The sequence below is a fragment of the Companilactobacillus muriivasis genome (genome assembly GCF_036246245.1).
In the GTDB taxonomy this organism is placed as follows: Bacteria; Bacillota; Bacilli; order Lactobacillales; family Lactobacillaceae; genus Companilactobacillus; species Companilactobacillus muriivasis.
This window is the reverse complement of the sequence record NZ_BTTQ01000006.1, coordinates 92793-119097: the sequence shown is the minus strand read 5'-3', so window position 1 is coordinate 119097 and position 26305 is coordinate 92793. Positions and strand designations below refer to the sequence as shown.

28 protein-coding genes are annotated in these 26305 nt (G+C 37.3%); 16 read left to right on the top strand and 12 right to left on the bottom strand.

Translation table 11 applies throughout. The features are described from left to right. The first annotated feature begins 91 nt into the window (after positions 1 to 91). The 4 genes from AAA923_RS08160 (at position 92) to AAA923_RS08145 (ending at position 2675) form a co-directional block, all read left to right on the top strand. The gene (locus tag AAA923_RS08160) at positions 92 to 376 is read left to right on the top strand and encodes a LysR family transcriptional regulator (RefSeq protein ID WP_338216218.1); all 285 of its coding nucleotides are present in this window, start codon (positions 92 to 94) and stop codon (positions 374 to 376) included. Between the two features lie 75 nt (positions 377 to 451). Further along, the gene (locus AAA923_RS08155; protein ID WP_338216217.1) at positions 452 to 631 is read left to right on the top strand and encodes a hypothetical protein; all 180 of its coding nucleotides are present in this window, start codon (positions 452 to 454) and stop codon (positions 629 to 631) included. A 942-nt stretch (positions 632 to 1573) separates the two neighbouring features. After that, positions 1574 to 1849: a hypothetical protein gene (locus AAA923_RS08150; RefSeq protein WP_041501237.1), complete on the top strand. Its 276-nt coding sequence runs from the start codon at positions 1574 to 1576 to the stop codon at positions 1847 to 1849. A gap of 73 nt (positions 1850 to 1922) precedes the next feature. Next, complete coding sequence (locus AAA923_RS08145) at positions 1923 to 2675, top strand: alpha/beta fold hydrolase (protein WP_338216214.1); 753 nt, start codon at positions 1923 to 1925, stop codon at positions 2673 to 2675. On the opposite strand, the gene AAA923_RS08140 is transcribed toward AAA923_RS08145, so the two are convergent. The 3 genes from AAA923_RS08140 to AAA923_RS08130 form a co-directional block, all read right to left on the bottom strand. Further along, a complete protein-coding gene (locus AAA923_RS08140; protein ID WP_435890172.1) occupies positions 2647 to 4038 on the bottom strand; it encodes an MDR family MFS transporter in 1392 nt (463 codons plus the stop codon). The genes AAA923_RS08145 and AAA923_RS08140 overlap by 29 nt on opposite strands. After that, entirely contained in the window at positions 4035 to 4460 is a 426-nt protein-coding gene (locus AAA923_RS08135) for a MarR family winged helix-turn-helix transcriptional regulator (RefSeq protein ID WP_338216208.1), read from the bottom strand. Before AAA923_RS08135 ends, AAA923_RS08140 begins: the two co-directional genes overlap by 4 nt. A 397-nt stretch (positions 4461 to 4857) precedes the next feature. Continuing rightward, on the bottom strand, positions 4858 to 6315 hold the full coding sequence (locus AAA923_RS08130) for an AMP-binding protein (RefSeq protein WP_338216206.1): 1458 nt from the start codon (positions 6313 to 6315) through the stop codon (positions 4858 to 4860). 111 nt (positions 6316 to 6426) lie between these two features. On the opposite strand from AAA923_RS08130, the gene AAA923_RS08125 reads away from it, so the two are divergent. Beyond that, complete coding sequence (locus tag AAA923_RS08125; protein ID WP_041501242.1) at positions 6427 to 6795, top strand: PaaI family thioesterase; 369 nt, start codon at positions 6427 to 6429, stop codon at positions 6793 to 6795. Here AAA923_RS08125 and AAA923_RS08120 read toward each other — a convergent pair. Beyond that, on the bottom strand, positions 6792 to 7313 hold the full coding sequence (locus AAA923_RS08120; protein ID WP_338216204.1) for a DUF308 domain-containing protein: 522 nt from the start codon (positions 7311 to 7313) through the stop codon (positions 6792 to 6794). The two genes, AAA923_RS08125 and AAA923_RS08120, sit on opposite strands and share 4 nt — an antisense overlap. A 650-nt stretch (positions 7314 to 7963) precedes the next feature. On the opposite strand from AAA923_RS08120, the gene AAA923_RS08115 reads away from it, so the two are divergent. Continuing rightward, positions 7964 to 9688: a pyruvate oxidase gene (locus AAA923_RS08115; protein WP_338216202.1), complete on the top strand. Its 1725-nt coding sequence runs from the start codon at positions 7964 to 7966 to the stop codon at positions 9686 to 9688. 225 nt (positions 9689 to 9913) lie between these two features. Here AAA923_RS08115 and AAA923_RS08110 read toward each other — a convergent pair whose 3' ends face one another. Further along, positions 9914 to 10117, bottom strand: a complete 204-nt coding sequence (locus AAA923_RS08110) for an antitoxin (RefSeq protein WP_338216200.1) — start codon at positions 10115 to 10117, stop codon at positions 9914 to 9916. Between the two features lie 228 nt (positions 10118 to 10345). On the opposite strand from AAA923_RS08110, the gene AAA923_RS08105 reads away from it, so the two are divergent. From AAA923_RS08105 to AAA923_RS08095, 3 genes are all read left to right on the top strand, one after another. After that, entirely contained in the window at positions 10346 to 11710 is a 1365-nt protein-coding gene (locus tag AAA923_RS08105) for an aspartate aminotransferase family protein (protein ID WP_338216198.1), read from the top strand. 19 nt (positions 11711 to 11729) lie between these two features. Beyond that, positions 11730 to 13187: an APC family permease gene (locus AAA923_RS08100; RefSeq protein ID WP_338216196.1), complete on the top strand. Its 1458-nt coding sequence runs from the start codon at positions 11730 to 11732 to the stop codon at positions 13185 to 13187. Between the two features lie 310 nt (positions 13188 to 13497). Then, positions 13498 to 13848 (top strand): DUF2200 domain-containing protein, encoded by a 351-nt coding sequence (locus AAA923_RS08095; protein WP_338216193.1) that lies wholly within the window; start codon positions 13498 to 13500, stop codon positions 13846 to 13848. Between the two features lie 402 nt (positions 13849 to 14250). On the opposite strand, the gene AAA923_RS08090 is transcribed toward AAA923_RS08095, so the two are convergent. Further along, positions 14251 to 15147, bottom strand: a complete 897-nt coding sequence (locus AAA923_RS08090; RefSeq protein WP_338216191.1) for an Abi family protein — start codon at positions 15145 to 15147, stop codon at positions 14251 to 14253. A gap of 697 nt (positions 15148 to 15844) precedes the next feature. Here AAA923_RS08090 and AAA923_RS08085 point away from each other — a divergent pair. Further along, positions 15845 to 16093 carry a P8 family protein gene (locus AAA923_RS08085; RefSeq protein ID WP_082330688.1) on the top strand — a complete coding sequence of 83 codons (249 nt, stop codon included), beginning with the start codon at positions 15845 to 15847 and terminating at the stop codon, positions 16091 to 16093. A gap of 134 nt (positions 16094 to 16227) precedes the next feature. Here AAA923_RS08085 and AAA923_RS08080 read toward each other — a convergent pair whose 3' ends face one another. From AAA923_RS08080 to AAA923_RS08065, 4 genes are all read right to left on the bottom strand, one after another. Continuing rightward, complete coding sequence (locus AAA923_RS08080) at positions 16228 to 16401, bottom strand: hypothetical protein (RefSeq protein ID WP_157492462.1); 174 nt, start codon at positions 16399 to 16401, stop codon at positions 16228 to 16230. Then, positions 16398 to 16769 (bottom strand): hypothetical protein, encoded by a 372-nt coding sequence (locus AAA923_RS08075; protein WP_041501249.1) that lies wholly within the window; start codon positions 16767 to 16769, stop codon positions 16398 to 16400. The genes AAA923_RS08080 and AAA923_RS08075 overlap by 4 nt, the downstream gene beginning before the upstream one ends. Positions 16770 to 17085: 316 nt before the next feature. Further along, positions 17086 to 17697, bottom strand: a complete 612-nt coding sequence (locus AAA923_RS08070) for a Panacea domain-containing protein (protein ID WP_338216189.1) — start codon at positions 17695 to 17697, stop codon at positions 17086 to 17088. 223 nt (positions 17698 to 17920) lie between these two features. Next, positions 17921 to 18787: an SLAP domain-containing protein gene (locus AAA923_RS08065; protein ID WP_338216187.1), complete on the bottom strand. Its 867-nt coding sequence runs from the start codon at positions 18785 to 18787 to the stop codon at positions 17921 to 17923. A 533-nt stretch (positions 18788 to 19320) separates the two neighbouring features. Here AAA923_RS08065 and AAA923_RS08060 point away from each other — a divergent pair. After that, the gene (locus AAA923_RS08060) at positions 19321 to 19575 is read left to right on the top strand and encodes an AbrB family transcriptional regulator (protein WP_338216186.1); all 255 of its coding nucleotides are present in this window, start codon (positions 19321 to 19323) and stop codon (positions 19573 to 19575) included. Between the two features lie 434 nt (positions 19576 to 20009). Here AAA923_RS08060 and AAA923_RS08055 read toward each other — a convergent pair whose 3' ends face one another. After that, positions 20010 to 20468 (bottom strand): hypothetical protein, encoded by a 459-nt coding sequence (locus tag AAA923_RS08055; RefSeq protein ID WP_041498914.1) that lies wholly within the window; start codon positions 20466 to 20468, stop codon positions 20010 to 20012. A gap of 430 nt (positions 20469 to 20898) precedes the next feature. Between AAA923_RS08055 and AAA923_RS08050 the strand changes: the two genes are divergently transcribed. The 3 genes from AAA923_RS08050 to AAA923_RS08040 all read left to right on the top strand — a co-directional run bounded on the left by AAA923_RS08050 (position 20899) and on the right by AAA923_RS08040 (position 24268). Further along, positions 20899 to 22104: an AAA family ATPase gene (locus AAA923_RS08050; protein WP_041498913.1), complete on the top strand. Its 1206-nt coding sequence runs from the start codon at positions 20899 to 20901 to the stop codon at positions 22102 to 22104. 239 nt (positions 22105 to 22343) lie between these two features. Continuing rightward, positions 22344 to 23483 carry a hypothetical protein gene (locus AAA923_RS08045; RefSeq protein WP_041498911.1) on the top strand — a complete coding sequence of 380 codons (1140 nt, stop codon included), beginning with the start codon at positions 22344 to 22346 and terminating at the stop codon, positions 23481 to 23483. Beyond that, positions 23483 to 24268 carry a hypothetical protein gene (locus tag AAA923_RS08040; RefSeq protein WP_338216316.1) on the top strand — a complete coding sequence of 262 codons (786 nt, stop codon included), beginning with the start codon at positions 23483 to 23485 and terminating at the stop codon, positions 24266 to 24268. Before AAA923_RS08045 ends, AAA923_RS08040 begins: the two co-directional genes overlap by 1 nt. A 59-nt stretch (positions 24269 to 24327) precedes the next feature. On the opposite strand, the gene AAA923_RS08035 is transcribed toward AAA923_RS08040, so the two are convergent. Beyond that, entirely contained in the window at positions 24328 to 25197 is an 870-nt protein-coding gene (locus AAA923_RS08035) for a periplasmic substrate-binding domain-containing protein (protein WP_338216185.1), read from the bottom strand. 668 nt (positions 25198 to 25865) lie between these two features. On the opposite strand from AAA923_RS08035, the gene AAA923_RS08030 reads away from it, so the two are divergent. Next, positions 25866 to 26072 (top strand): hypothetical protein, encoded by a 207-nt coding sequence (locus tag AAA923_RS08030; RefSeq protein WP_338216183.1) that lies wholly within the window; start codon positions 25866 to 25868, stop codon positions 26070 to 26072. Between the two features lie 13 nt (positions 26073 to 26085). After that, a complete protein-coding gene (locus tag AAA923_RS08025) occupies positions 26086 to 26298 on the top strand; it encodes a DUF2922 domain-containing protein (protein WP_338216181.1) in 213 nt (70 codons plus the stop codon). The last annotated feature ends 7 nt before the right edge of the window (positions 26299 to 26305 follow it).

The window sequence follows — 26305 nt, the reverse complement described above, 5'->3', positions numbered from 1 at the left end:
TTTCTTCCTCATAGATGTTTTTAAAACTAGTATTTATTTTCCATAACTATTACGATAGAACAATAGGTAGAATAAGAAAAGGGTGTATTTCATGTATAAAATATTAATCATGCTTCATGACGGTGACGACTATATCCGAATGAACAAAGTTTACATCGAAAGTATGCCGGTCGCTGGGCAATATATAATTCACTCAGACGGATTGCCATATTACGTTGAGGAAGTCACAACCTTTGTCGGGTACGTAAGCAGCAAAGGTGCGATTGCCATCGTGGTCGTGCATCCAGCTCCAAAAGATGCGGAAGTTAACAATCTTTATGGCGTTGATATCGTCAAGGATTTGGATGATCCTGAATATAATAAAAAAGAAGATTAACTTGTAGTGTAAATTAAAGATATCGTCTCCAGAGCTGGGAAATCGTCATTAGTTGAATGTGAAAGTATTTGAGCGATGATTCAAATCTGGCAAATAGACTTTAAAATAAATGATAAGCAGAGCAATGGTTATGGATATATCATGATGGTTGCTAATGGCAAAGCAAATATAATTGCTTTGTCTTTTTTTGTCTTTGGAAGTATGCCACTTGCAGGTATTTTTGAAGAAATTTGTTTCTTTTACCGATATTTTTAATGCCATTCACTAATGATTAATGATGATCAAGTTTAAGAGATAAAGACGAAATTAATATCAAAACTAGCCTAGGTTCATTAATCAAAAATCTATTTACAATCATATGAAAATAGTCAGCACATTATCTTGATCAACAAAATGCAAAAAACAGCAAGATAATGGTAATTACAATATTTATAAGCTGGTACAGCAGCCTTTACAGTGATTAATAAATGAAGAATCGTGGAAAAATTTATTATTTGAGTCAAAAAATTAGTCTGTGGTTGTCAGTAATGCAGACAGCCGTGAGAGTGGCGTTAGAGCAGCGGTTTTCTGCTCTTACACCACTGACGTATTTTGAGATTCGCGTACTTTGCGAAGCTCAAAATCGAGGCGCGAGACCTTGGCTCGCACCGGTCACATGGCAGACTGCATTACTGACAACCACAGGCGGCCTCCTTCAATACACCCCAAAAAGGGTAAAAAAAAATAAAGACCTACCACAAGTCTTTATTTTTGCGAGAAATTTAAAATCAGAGCCTACCACTAACCCTGATTCCTAAGCAGTTGAGAAGGAGTACTACTTTCAAAACGGATAACAATGAAAATATTGTTAGGTATATACATCTCGCCTATATAACCAAATTAATTATAAGTCCAATATTAAAAAACTTCTACAATCTCTTTAATATAATTTGATAAAAATGGCAATATATTAAAACTATTCGACAACTTGATACACTATCTTGGCTACTTTGTGAAATCACATGACACAAAATAGTTATGATGTCATAATTTAGTCAATGAGAGTTTCCTGATTTTATATGAAAAGTTCAAAATTGTATAAGTATTTTATATAAAGTTGAAAGCACATGCCATCAAAATTGAGGCATAATGATGACAATAAATGAGAACAAATCGCATATGGGTTTTGGAATTTCCAAATAGAAGGGTGGTAACATTTTGAAACAAGTTAAAGTTTCCAACGTCGAGCGAGATAATTTTATCCGTTCCGTTGAGGAGTCCGTTGGATCCTTCAATTTAGGTTCAGAAGGTTCGTTAATAAAACTGGTGTTTAAACATCTTAAACAACTTGAGTATGACGAAAATCTAGAAGTTGAATTGATTAGTTTCCGCAGTGACTTAATCAAGTTTGACATGGATACAGGTCATCGCCACAGTCGCGATGTTGAGGAGTTATTATTTAAAATTAAAAATAGAAATTTACCATATATTTAATATAATGTAGGAATATTTTTTATTCCTGCTTTTTTTTGTATTCTGGGTGATATTATGGTTCCGAGGTGACAAAATGACAAAAATTTATCAACAAATGATACAAGATGTACCAATTTTAGAGGTGATTCCAGATGATGGATTTCACAAACAATTGCCTCTCGTAATTTTTTATCATGGTTGGCGCTCCAGTAAAGAATTAGTTTTGACTCAAGCACGAAAATTAGCACAAAAAAATATCCGTGTCATCCTACCCGATGCAATGAATCACGGGCAAAGATTAGCGGATGTCTCTTCAATTCCCTCGTTTACCTTTTGGAACAGTATCCAAGGAAATTTGACTGAATATTCGTTGATTCGAGATTATTATTCTAATAAATATTTAATCAAAGATAATAAGATTGGCGTTGGCGGGTACTCGATGGGAGCAATGACGACTGGAGCCTTGTTAACGGCACATCCTGAAATCACTGCTGCAACTATCATTATGGGTACCCCGGATCTTTCAACGTATGCAAGATTAGTTCGAGAAGATGCCAAGCGTCGTGGAATTTATGTTCCAGATGATTTAGAGCAGTTGACAAGCTGGATTAATGCTTATGATTTGAGCCGGCACCCAGAAACAATCGCCCATCGACCATTGCTATTTTGGCATGGAACTGACGATTATCGAATTCCATATCGCCAGTCCAAAGACTTTTTCGACCGTATTCATAATGAAAGTTATGCCGACCAAGTAGCGTTTATTACTGGCTACAAAGCAGGTCACTTGGTTGAACCACGATTAATGGATAAAGTAGCTAACTTTTTTGAGTATTACTTGGAATAGCTTTGAATAGGATGAACAAATTGAGCAATCCTAAAATTACTAAAACAATGAAAGCATGTTGTGTACCAATTGCAGTTGATACCTTGAGGCTGAGGTGAGTATTGCTTTGACTTTGAGCAATGATGGCAGAAACAATTGATGTACCAGTCGCTCCAGCAAATTGTTGCAGCGTGTTAAAAATGGCGTTTCCATCGGCTTGATCAGGGCCAGAAAGATATTTCAGACCATTGGTCATGATATTACCAAATGACAATCCCATTCCGAACATATAGAGAATATAAATCCAGACAATCATCGTATTTGTTAAATGTAAACTGAAGATTGTGAAAATAATTAGGGAAATATCAGCACATGTGACACCGAATAAAATTGGTAAGCGAGCGCCCATTTCATCGAGAACTTTTCCACCTAGAGGAGCTAAAATTGCCCCAATGACACCAGCAGGAAAGACTGCCAAACCGGCAACTGTGGCTGAATTATTATTGACAAGTTGGATATAGTTGGGCAGGATAAATGCAAATCCTAGCGATAGAATTTGGAAAATGAAGAAACTAGCTACATGACTGCTAAAAGTGTGATTCTTGAGGACTTTCAAATTGACGATAGGACTGGCAATTTGAGTTGAGCGGAGAATGAAGCTGACAAGGCCAATGATTCCCACTAAAAATCCTACGATTACTACGAGGTTCGGTTTGCTCATGTTACTGAATCCGAAGATCAGTCCGCCAAAAGTTAAAATCAAACTGAATAAACTGAGTGAGTCAAATTTAGATTTTTGAATTTGGCTTTTTTGTTGGATATTTTTAATTCCTAATAGGAAAGAAACAATCAAAATTGGCAAGAGAATTACGAAGATGTAGCGCCATCCAAGTGAGCTGACAACTAGACCACCAAAGGTTGGACCGATGGCAGGAGCCACAGCAGTAATTAGTGTTCCGATTCCCATCATTAGCCCAATTTTTGATTCGGGAACATTTTCCAAAATAATGTTGAACATCAGTGGCAAAGCAATTCCGGTACCAAGACCTTGGATAATCCGCCCTAACAATAGAATTGGAAATGCGGGTGCTATGGCATCAATTAAAACACCGAAAATGAAGAAGAGGTTGGCAAAGATAAATAGTGTTTTAGTTTTGAAATTTTTCTTTAAATATGATGATAACGGCACAACGATAGCGACGATAAGCAGATAAATAGTTGTCATCCATTGTACAGTCGAAGTGGTGACGTTGAATTCTTTCATCAATGTAGGGAAGGAAATATTCATGGAAGTTTCGACGATAACGCCACAAAATGACATTAAACCAGTCGCGATAACGGCCAGTAGAACGTTTAAAGGAATTTTTTCGGATTTATTCATTATTCTTCGCCTCCATTAACGTAAAATTTAAGAATTTTTTCAAATGTAGCAATTTCGGCGCTCGAAAAGTTATCTTCTAAAGTCTTTTGTTGATGATTCATAAACTGATTGATCTCTGTTTCTAAATTACGAGATTTATCGGTTAAATAAACTGATTTTTGACGTGCATCAGTAGTTGAAGATTGGCGATATAGCAAATCTCTCTTTTCCATCCGTTGCAAAAGGACGGTGGCAGTTGATCGTTGAATGAGAAATTCGCGCTCGATGTCACGTTGAAACATTTCTTTATCACCTTGACGACTCAAATAGTCGATAACAGACATTTGCATCCAAGTTGTATCGTATTTGTGAGCAAAGAGGTCCAGTTCATGGGTGATTTGATTGGTGGCAATTTTTAAAAGCCGATTGGTATAGTGTTCTGACATAGTTTTTACCTCAATTTAAATTAAACGTTAGCTGACTAACAATTAATTATCTTACAACTGATTTGTTTTATATGCAACCTTTCCGGGCATCGCTGAAATAGTAGTCTGCTGTGGGGACCGGTCCGAGCCAAAATGCGGTCTCGAACCTCGATTTTGAGTCGAAGACCACGTCTCAAAACTCGTCCCGTGGTGTAAGAGCTAAAGCTCTAACGCCACCTCCACTGCGGACTACTATTTCAGCGATGCCCTCCGTCTAAATTATGGCTATAGCTTAGTTGTGAAAATGATTTTAGAATATAATATTTGAGTTTAAGCCTTTGAAAGCAGGTACTTAAGGCCAAAAATATAAAAGTACAATAAAATAAAAAGCACTGACCATTTTCTGATCAGTGTTTACTTAAATTGTTTTATATTCCAAATTCAAAAGTCTGTTTCTTAATATCTTTCCGTTCGTTGACTTGGGAAACTTATCAATTTGACGATATTCACTAGGAACTTGATAATCGACTAAATTGTGTTGACCAAATTCTTGCAAGTCGGCACTGGTTAAAAAGGCATTTTCTTGCATTGTTAAATACGCTACGGGAACTTCTTTGCCAGCTTTGTTCGGAATGCCTACGATACAGATGTCGATGATGCCGTTGACGCTACGGAAGATGTTTTCGACTTCTTCGGGATAGATAACTTTGTCGCCGTAGTAGATTAAATCAGCTTGGCGGCCCTTTATATAGAGAAAATTGTCATCGTCTAAGTAACCGACATCGCCGGTTTTGAAAAAGCCATCTTTAGTGAATCGTGACTGATAGAGAGCTCGCTTATTGAGGTAGCCAACTGCAACTGTAGGTGATTTTAATTCGATGTTACCGATATTATCTTGATTGATATTGGTGATGCGAATTTGAGTTGTGAAAAATGGTTGACCACATGATCCAGCTTTGATTTCGGCGTCGTCGAAGTTCAATGCTGAGATGTTCGAGGTCGTTTCAGTCATGCCGTATGACTGTAAAACAGGGATTTCTAGCATGTTACAGCGCAACAAAGTCCAGTTATCAATCTGGCCAGTGCCTAGGAAAATACAACGAAAGTTATCGTTATAACGCTGTCCTTTTGGCAAATTGTTTAATAGTTCTCGCAATAAAGAGGGGGTCAATGAAATGATTGTTGCTCGTTCATTGATCAAAACTTTGTTGATGTGGTCGATATCGAAGCCATCAATTAGATAAACGCCGATGCCATATATCAATGCCCGCATGATGATAATGAATCCGGGTACGTTGAATAGGGGCAATGTTAGTACCCAAGAGTCTTTTTTGTTGATACCAAGGTTCAAAGCGGTACCCATGGCAGAATAGAAGTAGTTGCCATACGTTAACATCACGCCGGTATCGTTACTGTCAGCGCTTGGCGTATAGAAAATTGAAGAAACTTGCGTATCGGTGAACTCCGATATTGGTTGATAATTAGGATCCTTTTTCAGGCTCAAAATATCGGACATGAAAGTTTTGTTCCATGTAATTTGATTGATTTCTTTCGTATTGGCTGAATCGCTGATCAGAATCATTTTGGGATTGCAGTCGTGCAACTGGTAGGTCAAAGTAGCTTGGGGCAGCTCAGTGTCGAGGAAGATAGTTCGTGTTCCCAACTGTTGAAGTGCTAAAATGGCAACGTAGCCATTAAAACAATTATCGGTAAATAATGCTACGGGGTCGTTTTGGCGAATTCCGCTAGAGTATAGTTTACCGGCGAAGAGTTGAACGGTTGAATTGAGTTCGCTAAAGGTAAAATCTGCGTGTTCCAGTATCAACGCAATTTTTTTTGGATCGAGTTTTGCACGTTTGACTAACCAGTTTTCCAAAATATGACCTCTTTTCAATCAAAAATTTGATACGATTAATACATTATGATTTATTGTAAAACACATATATAAGAATTTTTTACTAATTATCGAAAAAAATTGAGGTACAAAATGAGTTTATTAAAGGATTTAGGAATTGAAGTACTTGAACAAGGGAGACATAAAGTTGTCTTGCAGATGGATTTGACGGAAGAACATTTAAATATGGAAGAGAAGAAAGCCGGCAGTATCAATGCAATGCTTTCTGAAACAGCTGCCAGTATTGGCGCCAATTTAAATGTTGACCAGAAAAGTTCAGCTGCCATCATGGGCGTTAATGTGCACAATTTGAATAGCTTTAAACTGGGAACTCTCATTGTTGAAGCTATCTCAGTTCGTAGTGGTGAAAATGTGCAGACGTGGCAGGCAACAACTCACTTTGAGCAGAGCGCTATTCCCAATGGTTTGAGTACCGTAATGCTAAAAAAAATCCAGATCTAATTGCGATAGATTCTGGAGTTTATGATTTCAAAGAAAGCTAAAATAATTAAGCTTAAACCGAATAATTGATATATGAAAATAATAGTTTTAGAAGGGTTCAGGATAAACACGATACCGGCCAGCATCAACAATGCTGAGTAGAAATAGTCGAGGTATGGCGTTACCGGGGCCTTTTTTGTCATCTCATGCGAATCACGATATTGGTTGATACCGTTGACTAGCAGGATGATTCCTAAAACTGGTGGAACAAGTGGAACGAGAAATCTAACGAATAATAAGACCGCTAGTGCCAAAAATAATGCGCCAATCCCCAGTCCGACAGCAATGTTATTTTCCCCCGTGGTTCGTCGAATACTTAAACCGTCAAAAATGGATAGCACGCCATAGATGGCAATGTAACTGGAAACAATGTAGATGATGATATCGAAACTCTTGATTGGCGCAACGACAATTAAAATGCCAGCCACTAACAAGAAGATGAAACGTAACCAACGATAAAGTTGGAACTGTCTAACCATTTTGAAATCCCCTCTGATATATATGTGTTAATCCGCCTCCAGTTGACAGTGATTTTTCACCTGCTGTGAGGACCGGTGCGAGCCAAGGTCTCGCGCCTCGCTTTTGAGCCGAAACCCGCGTCTCAAAAGTCGTCCGTGGAGTAAGGACTAAAGTCCTAACTCCACCTTCACTGCTGGTGAAAATCACTGTCAACCTTCGGCTAAGTTTTTTATGTTATAGATAATCCGATGGTTCTAAATAACTAAAATATCGGTATACATAATATTTAGTTACCAAGCAACCGACTTAATTGGAAAAATAAGCGGAAGGGATGAGAACATTTACCAGCTGTGGGTGTGGCGTTATGGCTTTAGCCATTACACCACCGGGCGAGTTTGGAGACTTGCTGATTTTGCAAGGCTTCAAACCGAGGCCTGAGACCGCACTGTGGCTCAGGCCGTTCCGCATAGCAGGCAAATGTTCTCATCCCTGGAGCCCTACAATATATGATACCAGAAATGATTAAAAAGAGAATCAGTGTTAGCACTTATTTCACAATCTCAAATGTTTAGCCATTAACACTGGGTCAAATCAGCTCTAAGCAAATTTCTTTTATTGTGAAATCTTTGTGGTACGTTATAGGTATATATGACGTTTGGAGGCTACAATTATGGCTGTTCGTGCATCTGATGAAATGATTGACGTTTTAACAAAGTGGGGCGTAGATAATATTTACGGTTTGCCCGGGGATTCGGTCGATACTACGATTGACGCTTTATACCGAGTTCAAGATAAAATTACTTTTACCCATGTATTACATGAAGAAGTTGCTGCTTTATCTGCGGCTGCTCATGCTAAATTAACTGGAAAATTGGGTGTTTGTCTATCAATCGGAGGTCCCGGCGCAATCCATTTGTTGAACGGACTTTACGATGCCAAGATGGATCACGTTCCTGTGCTAGCTATCGTGGGACAAGTTCAATCGAAATTACTCAATACAGATTTCTTCCAAGAAGTCGATACGCACGTACTATTTGATGATGTTGCCGTTTATAACAAAATTATTATGGATCCCCAATCATTGCCAAGAATTATGGACGAAGCAATCAGAACTGCCATTTCGAAAAAAGGTGTGGCTGTTTTGACGATTCCGGATGACATTCCTGATCATATGATTAAGGATAATTTCAAACCCAATGTCGACAACTTTCATATGGAAAATTACAAAGTTGATGATTTCCAAATTAAAAAAGCCTTGGAAATGATTGAAAGTCATGCTAATCCAATCGTTTTAGCCGGAGTTGGTATTAAAGATGCCAAAAAGGAAATGAAGAAATTTATTGAAAAATATAAATTGCCTATTATTTTGACGATGCCTGCCAAAGGTTTAGTTGACGATGATCATCCTTATAATCTGGGACAATTGGGTAAACTAGGGACTAAGCCTGCTTTTGAAATGATGCAAAAAGCTGATTTAGTAATCATGGTCGGCACGGATTATCCATACACAGCCTACTTAAATAAGAAAGTCGCTGCGATTCAAATTGACGTTAATGCTGATCGATTGGGCAAACGTCGTCATGTAGATATTGCAATTCAGGCCGATGCTAAAGAAGCTTTGACACGCTTGAATGAGCTAGGGACTGAAGTTACACAACGTCCTTATTTGGATGAAGCAGTTGGCAAAATTGGTCAGTGGCACAAGTGGATGCAAGACGTTTATTCCAAGAAGCACCAAGGAGTTTTGCCATCATTAATGTTCCACAATATCAGTAAGAGTGCTCCTAGCGATACAATTTGGTCAATCGATGTTGGGACCTCAACAGCCTTTGGTGCCAGATTCTTAACAGCTAAATCCAGCCAAATGTATACAATTTCGGCATGGCTGGGAACTATGGGCTGTGCATTGCCAGGAGCCATAGCTGCTAAGAAAGATTTCCCAGATCGTCCTGTTTATGCAATTGCCGGAGACGGTGCCACTGCAATGGTCATGCAAGATTTTGCAACAGCAGTCAGATATAATTTGCCAATGCTCTACGTTGTTTTGAATAACAAATTGTTGGCATTTATTGAATACGAACAACAGTCAGCCGGCCAACAAAATTACGGTATCAGTTTGCCAGAAATTGACTTTGCCAAATTTGCGGAAGCCTGTGGAGGAATCGGCGAACGTATCACAACCGACCAAGAATTTTCTGAAGCAATCGCCAAGTATCGTAACCCTGAAAAACCCGTGCTATTGGATGTAGCAGTAACAGATGAAGCTCCATTGCCAGGAAAAATCATGATGGATGAAGCACAAGGCTATGCCAAGTTTGGTTTTGACCACATACTTGATAAAGGCTCAATGCCCAAATTACCACCAATGAAAGAAATATTACGTTCATTCTTATAATCAATTGGATAATTAGAGTAAATAAAGAGTCGCAATCCAATATGGAATTGCGACTCTTTTTGGTTGTTGTATTTATATGTTTAGAGCAATTTTATATTCAGTTTAAATTAGTCGGAAGGGATGAGAAAATATTCACCACCGGGCAAGTTTGGAGCCTTACTGAACTGTGGCTCGGATCGGTCCGCATAGCAGGTGAATATTTTCTCATCCCTGGAGACAGACAGCCTACAAAGGACTGAATTCCTTTATAACATACTCGCTAGGAAGCGTTTTATCACTATCCAAATATCTTTGATATCGAGTCTTCTGGACAATCTGATTATAAGCATCCTGAAGTTGCTCCATAGTATATTTTTCCGTCAATAAATCAACAGGTGTATTGTAAAAATTCGACATGTATTCTAACAATTTTTTATCGTCATTGATCATTGTTAAATACCTCCGCCAACATGGTAGTTCCTGAATTAATTATTAGCAACTCCTCATAAATTAAAAAATCTTTAATTTTTCTTTAACCTACGCAAGCTGATGTAATGCCATAGAACACGCTTTCACCTTGATTATGTAGGATTTAACTACAATAAAAATCTTGCAACTAAATTAAAAAACCATTAAAATATCAATATTTCAACAATAAAAAATTTAGGAGGTGTCATTATGACAACGCAAAATGTAGATCATGATCACGAGGTGGACCACCGCTTGATTCAAAACGAAAATAAGTACTACGCTCAAGCTTCTCGTATCAACTATTATGATTTAGTCATAGAATCAGCCCACGATGCAACTTTAGTCGATGCTGATGGAAACGAGTATATTGACTTGTTGGCAAGCGCATCTGCTATCAACGTTGGTCATACTAATGAAAAAGTCGTTAAAGCAATTCAAGAGCAGGCCGAAAAACTGATTCATTACACACCTGCCTATTTTCATCATCGTCCTGGACAAGAATTAGCTGAACGTTTGGCAAAATTAGTTCCTGGCAGTGAAAAGAAAGTTGTTTTCTCAAATTCTGGCTCTGAAGCAAACGATGCGATTGTTAAATTTGCTCGAGCATACACAGGCCGCCAATATATCGTGTCCTACATGGATGCGTATCATGGCTCAACCTTTGGCTCTATGGCTTTGTCAGGTGTCAGCTTGAACATGACTCGCAAGATGGGTCCATTGATGCCCGGAGTCGTTCACGTGCCTTATCCAGATTTGTATCGCCGTTATCCCAATGAAACTGAGCACGATGTAGCGTTACGTTACTTCGATGCATTCAAGGAGCCGTTCGAAAGTTTTCTACCTCCTGATGAAGTTGCCTGCGTTTTGATTGAACCTATTCAAGGAGATGGGGGCATTCGTAAAGCTCCTGAAGAATATATGAAATTAGTTTATGACTACTGTCACGAACACGGAATCCTCTTTGCGGTCGACGAAGTAAATCAAGGCATGGGCCGTACTGGTAAAATGTGGAGTTACCAACAGTTTGATGGCATCGAACCCGACTTGATGTCAGTTGGAAAGTCCCTTGCTTCTGGAATGCCTTTATCTGCTACAATTGGTAGAAAAGAAATTATGGAAAGCCTTGATTCACCTGCACACGTCTTCACAACGGCCGGTAATCCAGTCTGTTGCGCCGCTTCCTTAGCTACTTTAGATGTTTTGGAAGAAGAAGATTTACTTGAAAAGTCAACAGAAGGTGGCTTTCATGCTGAAAAGAGATTTAAAGAAATGCAGAAACATTACCCAGAAATTGGGGATGTGAGAATGTATGGACTCGATGGTGGCATCGAATTAGTTAAAGATCGTGACTCCAAAGAACCAAATCCCGACTTTGCTAACAAAGTGATTTATTATGCATTTCAACACGGTGTTGTTATGATTACATTAAAGGGTAATATTCTTAGATTTCAACCGCCACTAGTCATCAGCCGTGAAGAATTGGATAAAGCATTGGACGTTTTGGACGACGCTTTTGCTGCAGCAGAAAATAATCAAGTAATTATTCCGAATAACGAAAAAATAGGTTGGTAAATAAGGGAGAGATTTTTTTATGAGTGATTTTTTTAAACGTTTGACCTTAAAAGAAGATCCGAGTATATACGAGGATAAAGATTCACATTTAGTTCGAGTTTTAACAGTTAAGGATTTCTTGGCATTAGGAGTTGGGACAATTGTTTCAACGTCAATCTTTACGTTGCCCGGAGTGGTTGCCGCTGAGCATACTGGTCCGTCCGTGGTGTTCTCATTCATCGTTGCCGCAATTGTGGCCGGTTTAGTAGCTTTTGCCTATGCGGAAATGGCTGCTGCAATGCCATTCGCTGGTTCAGCGTATTCCTGGATCAACGTAATGTTCGGTGAATTCTTCGGTTGGGTCGCAGGTTGGGCCTTACTGGCAGAGTATTTCATCGCGTTAGCTTTCGTTGGGTCCGGGCTGTCCGCCAATTTCAGAGGACTGTTGGAGCCATTGGGAGTCCATTTTCCGAATGCCATTGCTAATACTTTTGGTAACAACGGTGGAGTTGTCGATTTGGTGGCCGTAGTCGTAATTGCGGCTGTAGCGTGGCTGATTTCTCATGGTGCTGGTGGTGCTGCTAAAGTTGAAAATATTCTAGTTGTGCTAAAAGTTTTGGCCGTTTTAACGTTTATTGTCGTTGGTTTGACTGCCATTCACGTGGAAAATTATTTCCCATTTATTCCTAAGTATCGTGTTAATCCTGATGGAACTGCCTTTGGTGGTTGGCAAGGAATTTACGCCGGTGTATCAATGATTTTCCTATCATATATCGGATTTGATTCTATCGCTGCTAATTCTGCTGAAGCTAAAGATCCCGGGAAGACAATGCCTCGTGGTATTTTAGGGTCATTATTGATTGCCGTTGTCTTGTTCGTTGCTGTTGCCTTAGTACTTGTCGGAATGTTCAAATATTCTTCATACGCTAATAACGCTGAGCCTGTTGGTTGGGCTTTGAGACATGCTGGACATCCAATTATTGCTAGTGTCATTCAGGCAATTGCCGTTATCGGTATGTTTACCGCGTTGATCGGGATGATGTTGGCTGGTTCAAGACTGGTTTACTCATTCGGACGTGACGGAATGTTGCCAAGTTGGTTAGGTAAGTTGAACAAAAATAACCTTCCTAATCATGCGTTACTAGTACTTTCCATTGTTGGTATCTTGATTGGAGCTTTTTGTCCATTCGCATTCTTGGCTCAATTGATTTCAGCCGGAACATTGATTGCATTCATGTTCGTTTCCTTGGGAATTTATCCATTGAGAAAACGTGAGGGTAAAGATATCAATATGCCTGATTTCAAAGTTCCATTATATCCAGTTCTACCTGCACTTGGTTTTATCGGTTCACTGATTATTTTCTGGGGACTTGATATTCAAGCTAAGACATATGCTGGTATCTGGTTTGCCATTGGTTTGGTTGTTTACTTTGCTTATGGTATGCATCATTCTACATTGGGCAAGAAAGCCGATGCTGAAAAAAATAGTAAAAAATAAAGCAGACTCTCTTCGGAGGGCTGCTTTTTTAGTTCTATGCCGCCTTCGGGTGTGAGTGATTCCGCCGCTGTGAGACCGGTGCGAGCCGAAGTGCGGTCTCGCGCCTCGATTTTGAGCTTTGCATAGTGCGCAAATCTCAAAATACGTCTGTGCTGTAAGAACGACTTCGTCGTCCTAACACCACTGTCACTGCTGGCTCCATCACTCACACCCGAAGGCTAAGTTGTTTGTTATAACTGAATTGTTTTTATTGACTTGAGTTGGTTATGTATAGATACTTTAAATTAAAAATAGGTGCTGGAGGAATATTATGGCTAATACGAAAATTTTTCAGATGGCTTTTAGTAGAATTTATCCGCTTTATATTCAAAAAGTTGAACGGAAGAATCAGCCTAAGGAGAATCTGGATAGGGTTATTTACTGGCTGACAGGTTACGATGAAAATAGTTTACAAGCACAAATTTCCGCTGATGTGACTATGAAAGAATTCTTTGACCAAGCACCACTTTTGAATGAAAATGCACACCTAATTACGGGAACTATTTGTGGCGTTAGAGTGGAAGATATTTCTGATCCTTTGATGCAGAAAATCCGTTATTTGGATAAATTAGTTGATGAGGTTGCTAAGGGTAAATCGATGGATAAGATATTGCGTAAGTAATTTTTAGGACAAAAAAAGAGCTGAGAGTGCACTCTCGGCTCGGCTATGGGTAATTCTGACTAGCTTTCGGCAGTACCTAGGCCAGCTGACGATCGAATCGTCATTTCATGTCTTAAATGATACTAGGTTGTTTCTAGATGGTCAACTAACTTATTTGCTCCAGTGTATATAGGTTTTAAAGTTAAGCATAATCAGAGTTAAAAAATCTTGTGAAAGTATGTTCTTTGGATAAATTGACAGATGAAGTTATTAAAGACAGGTCGACGGATAAGGTATGGAGTAAATGATTCTGGGTACAAAAAAAGAGCCGAGAGTGCACTCTGGGCTCCATGGATCTGACTAGCTTTCGGCTGTACCTAGGCCAGCTGACGATCGAATCGTCATTTCATGGTTCAAATAATACTATGTGTTCTCTAGATAGTCAATTAGTTTGCTTAGTATTTTGAAAAATGTATTTAGTTTGTAGTTATTGGAATACCAGTCTTCATGTCTATGGAATCTTTTAATTAGTCTTTTTCCCTGTCTATGGCGGTGCTCACCCATTTTTTTACTTTGCAGGTTTTTATGAATAAAAAATAAAGATACGAGATCATTTATTTTTAAATCTTGCAAATAATTTGTTGGGATGTTCATTTTACGTGCTGCTGATTTTACTGGTGCTGAGGGATGTTTTAAAAGTTCTTTATCGGAAAAGATATTTACAAGTAACGGGTTACTGTGGGCACAGGCATTTCGAATATTTTTAGTAAACCTCAAATAGTTGTGTATTTGACGGACAGATTTAGTATTTTTCCTTTCCAAGTAGAAATTTACAAATAGTGATAATGTACCAAATGTTGTTACTTCTAAGAATACCCAGATGGAAACATTTGATCGATGTTTTAAATACATATCGTGTAAATACTTATTGGTAGACAAGTATTCAAAGGTCTTACTATAATGTGACGGATATTTATTTTTAAAATCATTAACAATGGAGTAACCATCTTCTTGAGGATCGTTACTAATTAGGTTTAATAGTAAAACCTTTGTGCTATGTTCTATATCAATTGACATATCAAAGAGGTAGTCTCGCAGTTGCATGTCAATGGAAGCTAGATCCGTAAGATACGCAAAGTCCAAGTTTTTATATTTTCCTTTTACATCTTTAGAAAAGTTATTGCGGTATGATGTTACTTTGAAATAGTAATTTACTTTATTTAGCATAATCTTTGCATCAACTTCGGATATTATATTGAAGGTGATTCCCTTATTTTTCATATACTCTATAAGCTCTTGAGAGGTTAGCATTTTCTTCATTTGAAAAATCCTTTACCGTTTTAATTGGTCATTAATTAAAATTACGCAATAAGTTTCCGGTCAATTAGAAAATACTATATTTAATAACAATTTGAATTTTGAATGATACAAACTAACCACAAAATTTCAATTGTAATTTTCTTAGTATGTTTAATCAGTCGAAACAACAGGGAATTATATCAACAGAAAGTGAATTAGTCGGAAGGGATGGAAATATTCACCGGCTGTGGGTGTGGCGTTACGGCTTTAGCCGTTACACCACCGGGCGAGTTTGGAGACTTACCGTACTTTGGTAAGGCTTCAAACCGAGATTCGAGACCGCACTGTGGCTCGAATCGGTCCGCATAGCAGGTGAATATTTTCCATCCCTGGAGACGGCAACCAAAAAAGCCAACCATATCTGGACGTGTATGGTTGGCCTTCGGCGTTCTTCTATGTTGTAAGGAGATTCACACTCTGACTAGTGTGAGAACTTAGTATATCATGAGTATGTCAAGAAATGTACTCAAAATCCAATTGAATTTGTTGTACAAAATGTATAAAAAGTATTATTTATTTATAAAACCCAATGATATTAAGTCTTATCAGTGAAAAGATGATGCCAATTAATAAAATAGTAAAAAATTATAGACTTTTTATGTGTCACTTTTTCAGAATAGAACTATAATGGTCTTGTAACAAAGGAGGTTGTTGAATTATGGCAGAAGTAGATCCATCAAAGATGGCTGATGCAGCCATTGCAAAAGAACCAGAAGTATTGAACCTAAAGATGAGTGAGGCTTTCGACTGGAGCGATGATGATACAGTTGTTCGTGACGCAATCTGGGATTATTTCATGGAGAACAACAATCACGATACAGTTAAGACTGAAGAAGCTGAAAAACCATTCCTCGATATGAAGGATGCAGATGTACGCGACTTCATCGAAAAGAACCTTAAAAAATAAATCTTTAATTTTCCTTTAGACTTCAAGATGTGATGTCTGAAGGATTTTTTATGCAATTTTTTAAATAAATTCAATATATAACATGATATAAAATGAAAAGAAGACAGAGCTTCCAAAACTGGAAATTCTGTCTTTTATTTTGACTTAGAATTGTTGTAAACCATCGTAACCACGTCATCCACAGCGTTAAATATGAAGTCAGTTACACGCTTCTTGAATTCTTTACTGGCGATGAAATTGGTTGATTGATGAACGATAAAGTCTACGACAACTTTTGGAGCCTTGATTTCAGCAATTTTCTTCATCATCTCATCCTCCTACGCAATGTTTTGAACATTTTTCTAAGAAAGCGGTTGGATGTTTGCCGAGCCAAGTGATCATAAGCTAGGTAGTGTAATTGCCGTTTCGAAAGTTTGGGATTTTGCGCCAACTGTAATTCGAGAAAGGCATACAGTTCCTTAGGCTTTAAATCGGTATTTCTGGTAAATTCAGCCATCCGTTTGTCGACAGCCTGTTCAATTTCCTCATGAATAATACCGTAGGATAGACCGCCGGGTAAAATTTTGTTGTGTTCGTGCAATTCGTGTTCAACGTGCAACTTCAAATTAAGTTTAGTTTCATCATTAAAATCATCGATTTTTTGAGTAACGTCAGATAATTTTTTGTCCTCAGTCAAATTTATCACCCCTCGCAACTATTACTATAATTATAGTCTGAACAAAATTGGATGACAAAAAAAGTCTCCCAGATTAGGAGGCTTTTGAGTTAATAGACACGTTCTTGTTGTGCTGGTTAAATATGCCGTCTCCAGAGCTGGAAAATATTCTCAAGCTGTGCGGAACGGCCCGAGCCAAAAGGCGGTCTCGGCCCTCGGTTTGAAGCCTTGACATAGTTCGTCAAGTCTCCAAACTCGTCCGGTGGTATAAGTACGGGAAGTTCTTCCCATACTTATACCACTACCACGGCACACAAATATTTCCCAGCTCTTCCGACTAATTAACTGTTATTATTTGGTCCGTTGTTATAGAGTTCAGAATACTTTTAACATGCTCATATTCTCCGACCTTTATCAGTTTACTAATTACAGGAGAAATGGAATTGTTATGTGATTTAAACACAGGCTCTATTTTCGAACGATAATTAAATTTATACTTCTCCCAAAGGCCAGCATCAACGGGACCATATTTAAAAGCAACAAAATTATTTTTGAATAATGGTCGTTTGTAATCAGCTAAAAAGTCGGAATATACAAAGTAGACTAATTTCATAAGTGGTAGGGCAGTTAATGAAAAACGCTCGGTTATATATTCGGCAATATCTGTGGAAGTTATTTCGTCTTTGTATTCAGCAATGAAGTTTTCAATATTGTTCAGAATGAGGATATCTTTAAAGAAAGGATCGGAGTCAATAACTGACTGCCATGATGCCCCTTCAGTATCAATAAGATGAGTCGAATAGGAAGTTATATTATTGTTTTTTAACGTATCACTAATGTTCGTAATCTTAGTTAATAAACTTCTATCTGTACTTAGAAATGTTTCTTTATAGGCAATTCTAGAACCTTTTTTATAACTATCGGCAATTACTATAAAATGTTTGTACATACGACTTCACCTCTTTATCGGTATTTTAACATCTATTAATTAGCCTAAATACTAAAAAAGCCTCCCACAAATCGGGAGACTTTCTTCTATATTAGGGAGGGAGATTGTATTAGTTTGTTTATATATGTTTCTCATATCTTTTAGTAACTCAATATTCTTGTTTACCAATTACTATAATAAATGGTAAATGTGAAGAAATTGTGAAAAATAGAAATATCCCTAATTATTGTGTAACAGATGTCGCAAATTCTGGTTCGCTTGTGACATTTTGATTAGTTTGATTTAATTGCATGTTTGAACTCTGAGTCCATTCATTAGTTGAAACTTGGTAGAAAGTATAGCCATATTTATTTTGAACTTGTTGACCAACTTTCCATTGTGTACCTTCTTGCAATTGACGACCAGAGAATGAATCCATTGAAGTGTCATAGACATCTGCCGGACCATTCACAACTGTACCAACGACTGGTTGTTGAGCTTGTTGAGCTTGTTCAGTTTGTTGCGTTGTAGCTTGTGTTTCAGTTTGTGGTGTCGCAATATTCAGATTACTTGCAGCCACATATTCATCCGTCGCTATTTGAACGTAACTTGCGTCATTGATCGTAACTGTTTGACCAACATTCCATGAAGAACCAGCTGGTAACATTACGCCACTGACTGCTTGGCCTTGGCTGTTGACGACTGCCGTTGCCCATTTAGTTGTTCCAGTTTGACCCGTATTAGCAACAGCAGTTTCATATGAACTAGTTTGTACCTGTGATTGTGCTTGCGTTTGAGCAGCTTGATTTTGACTACTAATATTCAAATTTTTGGCAGAAATCCATTCGTTCGTAGCCACTTGATAGTATGTTACGCCGTTGATTTGTTTAGTGCTGCCAAGTTTCCAAGCACTGTTGTTCGGAAGAAAAGTGCTTGTGATAGTTTGACCCTGATCATCGACCATGACCCCGCTACCAGTGACAGTACCGACTAAACCGCCGATTTCCGCTGTATCTGCCGCACTTACGCTTTGAGGTGACAAATTAGACAGGACGGTTGGAGCGATTAACAAAGCTAATGCCGAGCCGATTAAAACTTTATTCTTTTTCATCAATTAAACCTCCTCGTTTTAATTTGCGGTTCATAGTAAACCTATAATGCAATCGATAAATCTTCAATAGCTTTAAGAAACAGTTAACGGAAATGTTATCAAATCTTTAAAAATAGATTTTGATTTTTTGAGGAGGTGCCGCCTTCGGGTGTGAGTGATTCCGCCGCTGTGAGACCGGTGCGAGCCAAGGTACGGTCTCGCACCTCGATTTTGAGCTTTGCATAGTGCGCAAATCTCAAAATACGTCTGTGGAGTAAGAACGGCAAAAACGGCCGTCCTAACTCCACTGTCACTGCAGGCTCCATCACTCACACCCGAAGGCTAAGTTAATTGGATGGGCTGTGGATTACATTGATTCAGTATTACGGTTAAACGAATCGGAAAATAATAACAATAAATTGAGAGCATTTACTAGGATAGTTTTATCCATCACGTTTTTTCAAACTAATAAAACTAGGAAAAATGAGATATATTTATGTATTACATATGTACAGCATGATAATATACAAACGTAGAATGGAGGGTGACAGTTAATGATTAATTCTGAGTCACTAAATCAAAAAGTTAAGATGTTCAAAAATGGAAATTCATATGCTTTTAGGATGTCGAAAAAGGATTGCGAGTTTATGAAGATTGACGAAGGTACTAAATTTGAAAAAATTGTATCGCCTGATGGGAAAGAGATAACATTCAAAAAAGTAGAGAGTGCTACTCCGAATATTCTTGAAATAGCCAACAATATTTATGATGAACATGAAAATCTTATGAAGCGACTAGAGAATTTATGATATTTCTGGACTAACCTTCTTAAAAGCTAACGGAATTAAATTATTCTAAAGTATTACAAAGGGAAGCCGCTTAATGTGACCTCCCTTTTTTGAAGTTGCTAGTTGTCTTTTGATTTATATTACCGAAGGTAGTTAACTCGTAGTACTGAATAGTTCCAATATTAAGGAGCAAAGTATTATTTTTATGTTTTGCTTTTTTAGTCTTTAAATCACAAAACTAAAACCAATAAAAAAACTCCAACCCAATGAGTTGGAGGAGCTGAGCGAGAAGTATTCACCAGCAGTGACAGTGTTGTTATGGCTTCAGCCATTACAACACGGGACGAATTTTGAGACGTGGTTTCCGGCTCAAAATCGAGGCTCGAGACCGTACTTTGGCTCGAGCCGGTCCCACAGCAGGCGAAATACTTCTCGCTCAGCTCCGGAGACGGACCCTAGTTAAAAAAGCTGGAAAAGTCTGAAGAATACCCCTTAATTTTAAACTTATGGTAAGTCTTCAAATCACGGTCAGCTAATTTTACGATAATGGAATTGGTGATTGTATGTTGCTTGGAACGTATCGTGGGTTTAACTTTATAGATCAGACCATATTCAGAAGGTTTCTTCATTTTGTAGACATTAATAGAAACGTTTTGATAGTTTTGCCAGTCAAAAGGTCCATCTTTTTTGTCGATTGCTAAACGAGCCATTTTGATAAATTGCTTTTTCTGATATTTGTTCAATTTGTGCGTCTGCTTGCTCTCCAAGGTTATCTGGCTGCCCGAAGAATAGCAGTAGGGTGCAGAATGATAATTGCGATATAGTTGAGGAATTCCAAAAGCCCCCATTAATATTAAAATGCAGGCGATCCAGATGGCTCGGGTCGTGTGCTTTTTTACTTTTTCCTCAGTCATAAATTTCTCCTATGCGTATTAAATATAACGTATACCATTATACTAATTTTTTTGAAACATTAAAAATCTGCTTTTATTTCAATGTATTGAATTGCAACATTTAAAAATCGATTGCAACATTACAATGTTGCAATCGAAAAAATAATGTTACAATCTTTGGAATTTCGGAATATGTCCCTGGAATAATCTCCAAAGGCCCCAGATTACTGATGGAACTCAGTAACCTGGGGCTTTTCTAATGTTAATTTTTTATAGATAAAAAATGGGCTAATTACGTAATTACTATATATACAGGCATATGGTTGGATGTTTTAAAACCGAAAGATAGTCTTCAAACATATTTTATGGTTAAAAGGCGTTTTATCTGGTACCATACTACTTGAATACATCAAAATGATGTATCGAATACGTTTTAAGACGAGGTAAAGAAATGGAAAATAAGTTGCGCTTCCTATCACTTGATATTGAAGGGTATCCATTATTTGAGAATAAACTGAATTTTTCTTTGCTAACCGATAGTAGAGTTTCAAAAGGCCACACTGAATCTCTAACTAACCTCTTTGGAAATAACTATACGAATAATGTGACAACCATAGTAGGTAAGAATGCCACTGGTAAAACAGCAATTTTGAAATTAACCATTGGTATACTGTCATTGCTACTTAACAATAGGTCGATTGAAGAGACTAAATTAAATGAAATATTATTTGATGATTCAGCAGTGACATTTAACATTTATTTGTATGGGACTGATAAATTTTTATACAAAGATGTGATTACGATTGCTAAAAATGAAAATTCAGAATCCAATAATCTTGAGATAAGAACAGAAAAAATTTATCGAAAGAGAGCTTTAGTTAATGAGAGTAAGAAAAAATCACTAGATTTTTCTAAGGCAAAATTGATTATGGATCGTAATAATCTCAGTCCAGAGGTTGCGGCAGTATTGGCTCCAGATGATTCAATATTTAGAACAATAATAAAAATTAATGATTACAATATTCCTAGCGTGGTTGATAATACAATTTTTACAAATACGAATTTGTTCGTTTCTAATCTAGGATATGTTCCAAGTGAGATTTTGCGATATTTGGATCCAAGTATTGAATACCTTAAGATTGAGCGAGTAGATGAAAATAACAATAGACAGACTTTTTATAGATTAAAATTCAAAAATAAAGATGAAGAAATCACTGATAGAAATTTTGCCACGATTGAGTATTATTTATCTTCTGGTACGGCCAAAGGTATTTCACTTTATACGCAGATATTGAATACTTTAAAAAATGGTGGAATTATTTTCGTTGATGAAATTGAGAATCATTTCAATCATGCCATAGCTAGAACTTTTATAAATTATTTTAAAGACCCATCAATAAATATAAATCATGCAAAATTAGTTTTCACAACGCATTATTCTGAATTCTTGGATGATTTGGACAGAAATGATCAAATATATATAACAAGAAGACTAGATAAAATTTCATTGACTAGATATTCCAGCACCAATATGAGAAACGATGTTTTACGGTCAGATATTTTCATGTCCGACAGTATACCTGGAACGGCACCAGAATATGATGCCTATCTTGCTTTAAAGAAAGCAACCTCTAAATTCGTCACAGATATGAGTTAATCAAGAATATAAATAAGAAGAATATCAAGCCCTTGAAAGTGAAGCGGTCTGATATTCTTCTTTATTTATAGAACAAATTTAATGGTGTGAATTGATTTGATTAATACCTGTACGCCCACTGAACATTGTCTTTACAATCAGTTGTAACATTATTTTTTTCTATTGTAACATTGCAATGAAACAATACGATATAAAATGTTACAATAGAAAAAAACAAATATGACAAAAGGGTAATTAATATGATAAATAACATTTCTGATCAATTGGATTATTTCAGAAGAGAGAGTGGAATATCGGTAGAAATAAAGAAGCAACTTGAGATACCAATGTCTAATTTAGACAAAAGGGTATCGGTAGTTTATCGTGCCTCCATTCTTAGTAGAGAGATCAATCTTGTAGATTATCAGGCCAGAAATGTTAAAAGAGCAGTGTCCATAATTCAAAGAATAAGGGAGAATAATGAATTTGATTCTGTCATAATGGTTACTCAATTGGGCAAGGACGATAGAAAATTCTTAATCGAGAAAGGTATTCCTTTTATTACTCTAGAAGGAGAAATATTTCTGCCATTTCTTGGAACAAAGCTTTTCCCAAATAAAATCAAAATGTTTAATGACAATAAAACTCTATCGCCAGTTGGTCAGAGACTATATATGTTCATTTTGATGATGATGCTTATGGCAGAAAAAAACCGAGCAGTATTTGTAGAAATAGGCGCTAAAAATATTTTAGTTAATGACCTGGGACAGTTGGTTATTAAAGGTGGACAAGAATTTTATAGTCGTGTTGGTAAAAATATTGGTATCAAAAATAGAATCAGTTTTTCCAGAGCAACCAATGATTTGATTTCTCATGGACTACTCAAGGCATCAGGTGAGACGGTTGACCGAATATATACGTATCCACTGGAAAGCCGGGCATACTTTGAAGCTGGTCTTGAATATCTAGTTTCACCTGTGCATGAAAAAGAATTGAAGTTTGATTCTGCTGTTAACAGGGGTATCGTTGAAACTTTAGATTACTCAAAACTACTGAAGAGCGGCTTCACAGGATTGAGTCAGGTAACTATGATTTCCGATAATCAGAGAAAAACGTTCGTTACGGATAAAAACATGTTTAATACATTGTCAAATACTGTAATTAGAGAAGCTAGTGAATCAATGGGCGAGCCATTTAATACTGATTTGAAATTTTTAATTCAGGTCCAAAAGTATGATTTGAATTTTTTTAACGTACTTTATAGACAGACGGATAAAGAATACCCTGGGGATGTAGTTGATCCTTTGGACTTGTATTTAATGATGTCAAAAGAAAATTATGACGAACGTGTAGATTCTGAATTGGAAGACATGCTAGACAATATCTGGAGGGACAATTGATGCCATTTGAAAACTTCTTTCACTTTTTTAAATCATATAGTGACTGCTATACGATTATTGGTGGAAACGCAGCATCTATCTTACTGAATAAAGAGGGACAGGATTTTAGAGCAACACACGATTATGATATGGTGGTTATCTTCGAAAATGCCACCGCAGGATTTTCGGAACGTTTTATGCAGTTTGTTGAGAAATATGGTTACTCTATGGATGGTTTTGGAAAGAATAAAGATAAAAGTTACTATAGGTTTGTCACCAAGAATGAATCTGTTCCAAGTCAAATAGAACTTTTTTGCAGAAAGCCTTTCTTATATGACCTAATTGAACCAGATGTTCATAAAACTCCATTGCACTTTGAGAATGGTCCCAGTTTGTCAGCAATTGTTTTAGATGATGATTATTATCAAATTCTCAAAAAAGGGGTTGAACGAATACAGGTTGGTTCTGAGGGTGCACCTGTTTTAAGCCCAGCATACTTAATTTTATTTAAGGCTAAGGCACACTTGGATATAAGAAAACGCATTTTGGATGGTCAGCAGGTGCAAAGAAGTGATAAGACAAAGCATTTTAACGATGTTTGTCGCTTAACAGAACTGTTACCGGATAATAATTACGATTTGAGTTTAGTTCCAGAGAGAGTTCAATCGGATTTGAAGAAATTTATCAAACTAGTTGAGGATACTGATAAAAGAGAATTCAAATTAAAATTTCGGCATATGAATGCAGCTGAAAGACCCAATCAAATAGATGTCATTACAGACTTAAACAATTTATTACCAAACTAAAAAGCATCCAGTCAATTTCGACTGGATGCTTTTCTACTATATATTTAACAAATCAAAACCTAGTTACGAATCTGAGCGTCAGAAGGTTGAATAGTATCACGACCATCAGCACGAGCATTCTTGATAGCACGGATAATATCGTTGTCACTCCAAGCACCAACTGTCTTAACACCTTGGTCAGTCAATTGTTGACGGGCGTTAGCAATATCAGCGTCAGTAATTTCCTTACCTTGGCCTTTTCTCGATTCAATATCGAAATCACCCTTAGCGGCAGGATTATTGCTTTGGTCATCGTCTGTTGCGTCTTTGTTGTCAGCTGAATCATCACCGTTGTTATCAGTGTTAGTTTCGTCTGTAGCAGTCACAGTAGCGGCAGGTAATGTGTCTAACAATTCCTTAGCTTGAGCATAAAGGTCAGAGTAATACTTACCTTTAACATTTTTAGATTTAGTTACTTGTTCTAACAATGAACGAGCTTGGTCATTATCACCAGACTTGATCATTGTCTTAGCGTTTTTAATATCTAGTTTAAAGTTATTGCGCGTTACTTCAATTTTATCAACTTGCTTGAGCATTGTTTTTGCCTTAGCAGTCATCTTCTTATTGCCATTGTCTTGATCTTTAGCAATTGTTAAAGCTTTTTTAGCGGCGGAAAATTGACGTTTGTTCATCAACTTCTTAGCTTTTACCAAATTAGTAGCTTGTTTTTCAGAAGCTGTGGCTTTGTCAGTCTTCTTAGCTTTGACAGCAGACTCGAAGTGGTCAGCGGCACGTGAATAGTTCTGGTCACTGACGGCATCGTTACCCTTAGTCATTTCTGTCTTGTAAGCGGCACTGTTATCAGTGCTTTTGCTTGATGATGAAGAATTACTGCAGCCGGCTAGAATTAGTGCCAAACCTGTTGTTGCGAGTAATAAAGCTTTTTTCATTTTTGAATTCCTCCATTGAATACTGGTTGGATTATAACATGACAAGGGGTGTGTTGAAAAATGTCGCCTCCGATTGTCAGATGATGGAGTTCCGCTATGGGACCGACTTGAGCCAGAGTGCGGTCTCAAGTCTCGATTTTGAGCCGAAGTCCACGTCTCAAAAGTCGTCCCTGTGGAGTAAGAACGAGAAGAGCGCTCGTCCTAACTCCACTACCACAGCGGACTCCATCACTGACAATCGGAGGCTGGGATATTTCGTTGGTTTTAAAATAACTCTGGATTATGGGTCATTCATTTGGGGATGATCGGATTACTTCTATAGTAGATTGACGTAGTTTTTTATGAAGTATTGTTCGAATATTTAAAGATACAGTTCTATGAGCTAATTCTGGAATTAATTCTAATATCCATTAGTTATAGGAAGAATCTAGTTCAGAATATCAATTTTTCAGACTAAATTATCCATATAACTAGATCGAATCAGAACATCAAATATCTAAAAATAAACTAGCCAACCGGTCCACAGCAGGTTAGACTCCCTCGCACCCGTTGGCGGCATATTTAATTTCAAAAAGTATTTCCGTTTTAGTCAATCTCAATCGTTACTATCTATGTAAGTTACTTAACGGCCGTTAGTTCTTACAAATAATAATAAAGAGGTCAGACAAATGAGCTGGAAGAAAACTGCTATCACAATCACCATGGGAAATGACAAGTATCCAAAGGGAATCAAAGTGATCCGCTTCAACAACATTGTGGAAGAACCCACTAAGGAACAGATTCAACAATTCGCTGAAGGTTTGGTTTTGTTATCAGACGGGGATTCTTATCTTGGTTCAGAAATCGTTAAATACACACAACAAAGTGCAAAATAGAGGAGAATAACTGATGAAAAAATTACAATTGCGTTTTAAGACTGCTGAAGGTCACAAGAAGAACTTGGTATTGAATTATGTTAAGGCTGATCTAACGCCTGAGGAAGTTAAAGCGGGGATGGACAAGATTAGTGCCAGTAAACTTTTTGAACAAAATACTGTCCAACTTTTTCAAGAAGTACTTGGTGCCAGCTATATTGAACGCATTGAAACCAAAGCTCTTTAGAATTATG